The organism is Pseudahrensia aquimaris, assembly GCF_042676045.1.
In the GTDB taxonomy this organism is placed as follows: domain Bacteria; phylum Pseudomonadota; class Alphaproteobacteria; order Rhizobiales; family Rhizobiaceae; genus Pseudahrensia; species Pseudahrensia aquimaris.
In genome coordinates this window covers 1-3,036 of the sequence record NZ_JBHTJV010000004.1, presented here as the reverse complement: position 1 = coordinate 3,036, position 3,036 = coordinate 1, and the positions used below count along the sequence as shown (strand labels likewise).

Sequence of the window (3,036 nt, the reverse complement as noted above, 5' to 3'; positions counted from 1 at the left end):
CATCAATCGTAATCCCGCTCACCCGAACATTGCCCGTGTTCGTCACAACAAACGTGTAATCAATCGCATCGCCAACATCGGCAACACCATCACCCCCATCATCCAGAACACCAGCCTTAACAACCGTCAGTGAAGGAGCTTGTGTGGCGTTGATCGTCACGTCGCTCGGCGGCGATATCGTCGTGCCGCCGTTTCCGTCAGGCGTCGAGGCTGTTGCGATGTTCGTCACCGAGCCCGCATCAAGGTCCGCCTGCGTGACAGCATATGTGCCCGAACATGTCAGCGTGCCATTGGGCGCAAGCCCGCTTGTGGGAAGTGCCGGACAAATGACCGAGCCACCTGCCCCGTTGATCTTGTCGTCCGCGATGGAAATNGCATAAGTCGTGTCGGTCGAAGACTTCACCACCGTCAGAGCCGGAGCCTGATCCGCATTCACCGTCACCGAGGCTGGCGGTGACGTCACCGTGCCGTTTTCGGCAAACGCCTGATTGGTCACCGAACCCGCATCAAGATCGCTCTGCAATATCGTGTACGAGCCAACACAGGTCTGGCTCGTGCCCGGCAGAAAGTTGCCCGTGAAGCAGTCGATGGTGCCAATTCTGTCGTCCACAACCGTCGTTGTGCCCGTCAGCGTCAGATTGCCCGCATTCGTCAGCGTGAATGTGTAGTTGATGATATCGCCCACAGCCGCATAGCTTGTCTCGACCGCAGCCTTGGTGACCGTCAGCGCCGGAGCCTGCGTTGCCGGAATGGTCTCAGACGTGATCGGCGTCGTGATCGGCGGCCCGCCCGCAGGCGTGGTCGAGGCGGAAGCAAGGTTCGTCACCGAGCCGTTATCCAAATCAGCCTGCTGAACAACGTATTGACCCGTGCAGGTCAGTGATGCTGTGGGAAGCAAACCACCTGCTGGCAGCGCCGGACAGGTGACCGTGGGGATTAGGTTGTCAGTAACCGTGATCGGCGTGGTGATCGTTGTGTTGCCGGTATTGGTGACGATGTAGTCAAAGTCAGCCGTATCGCCCGGCTGCTGGAAGGCCACATTGGTCGCGTTCTTGACCAAAGACATGCTCGGCGCACGCGGAATAACCGCAATTGTTGGATCGCTCGGATCGCTGGTCACGGGGTCGTCGGAGACCGCGTTGACCGGCGGGCCAGTCGGTGGATTGCCCGCGACCGTCGCCTGGTTGGAATACGTGCCAGCGTCTATGTCAGCCTGCTGGATCGCATAGCTCGCCGTGAACGTCGCCGTATCGCTCGCCCCCGGTGCCAGCGTGATCGGGCCGCCCGATACCGTCGCACCCGGGTCGGTCACCGTGATGCCGGACAGGGTCACATTGCCCGTGTTCGTCACCGTGAACGTGTAGTTGATCGCATCACCAACCTGCACAGGCGACAACAGACCGGACGTATCCGCGCTCTTCGTGATCGCAATCGATGGGCTGGAACCCAGCGGCGTCACAGTTGGGTCGTCATCCCCGCCGCCATCGGCTGGGTTGGCGCTGTCCGATACATCGCTCACCGGCCCGCCTGTCGGATCGGTGCCGTTGACCGTCGCCGTGTTCGCAAACGTGCCCGCATCAATGTCGGGCTGCGTCAGCACATACCGCGCCGTGAACGTCGCCACATCGCTCGCCCCGGCCTCCAGCGTGATCGGACCACCGCTGACAACCGCGCTTGGATCATCAATCGTAATCCCGCTCACCCGAACATTGCCCGTGTTCGTCACAACAAACGTGTAATCAATCGCATCGCCAACATCGGCAACACCATCACCCCCATCATCCAAAACACCAGCCTTAACGACCGTCAGTGAAGGAGCTTGCGGAATGACAATCACCGTTGGATCATCCGGATTTCCGTCACCGTTAGGATCAGAATTTGCAGCATTGGTCGGGTCATCCGACACATCTGATACGGAGCCGCCGGACGGATCAGTCGCGGTCACAAGAGCGCTGTTGGAATAGGTTCCAGCATCAATATCCGGCTGCGTCACTAGGTATTCACCGACAATGGTTGTGCTGTCAGAAGCGCCAGGAGCAAGGCTGGAAATCGGACCACCGCTGATCGCGGCTCCGGAGTCACTTATCGTGATATTGGTGAGCGTAACGTTCCCCGTATTACGCACGGTGAACGCGTAAACAATCCTGTCGCCCGGTTGAACGCCGTCACCACCATCGTTAAGCGTCGCGGTCTTCTCCACAGCGATTGAGCCGCTTCCCGGAAGTGGCGTGACAGTCGGATCATTCATACCAATGCCGTCACCTGGATTGGTGCTGTCAGACACATCGGAGGCCGGTTGACCGCTTGGGTCGGCACCGGTTGCCGTCGCCGTGTTCGAAACGCTGCCAGCATCGACGTCCGTTTGCGTCAGTGTGTAAATGGCCGTGAAGGTCGAGCTATCCGACTGCCCCGGCTCCAACGAAATTGGACCACCCAAGACTGTCACCGAAGGATCGCTGACTGTGATGTTTGACAGCGTTGTGTTGCCCGTGTTGCGGACTGTGAATGTATAGGAAATCGTGTCGTTTTCGTCGGCCACACCATCGCCGCCGTCGTTCAGCACCGCCGATTTTAGCAATTCGATGCGAGGCTGCGAAACAAACGGAACTACCGTTGGGTCATTCGGACCTGCAGGATTTGTTGGGTCATCGGACAGATCCGTCACGGGCGTGCCGCCATTTGGTGGCGTGCCGGAGACCGTCGCTTGGTTTGTGTAAGCACCGGAATCAATCTCCGGCTGCGTCAGCACATGCGTCGCTTCAAAAGTTATTGTGTCGTCTTCATCCGGACCGAGTGTGATTGGTCCACCAGTGACGACAGCGCCACCATCGGTGACGGTGATGTTGCTGAGCGTCACATTGCCAGTGTTCAAAATGCTAAACGTGTAGCGCAACACGTCGTCTTTGCGCGGCGGGTTTGACAGGCCTGAAGTGTCCGCCACTTTTGTGATCTCTATGCCGGGTGCGGGTGCGATGGGGATTGAGAAGGCGGCGGGTGCTGGGGCCAGCGTGCCGCGGGCGGGCGTGCCTGTGGCTT

1 protein-coding gene is annotated in these 3,036 nt (G+C 59.2%); it reads right to left on the bottom strand.

Translation table 11 applies throughout. The features are described from left to right. The coding region (locus ACFQ14_RS07420) for a beta strand repeat-containing protein (protein ID WP_377212093.1) at positions 1-2,941 on the bottom strand (2,941 nt) is incomplete at its 3' end. Positions 2,942-3,036 lie beyond the last annotated feature (95 nt).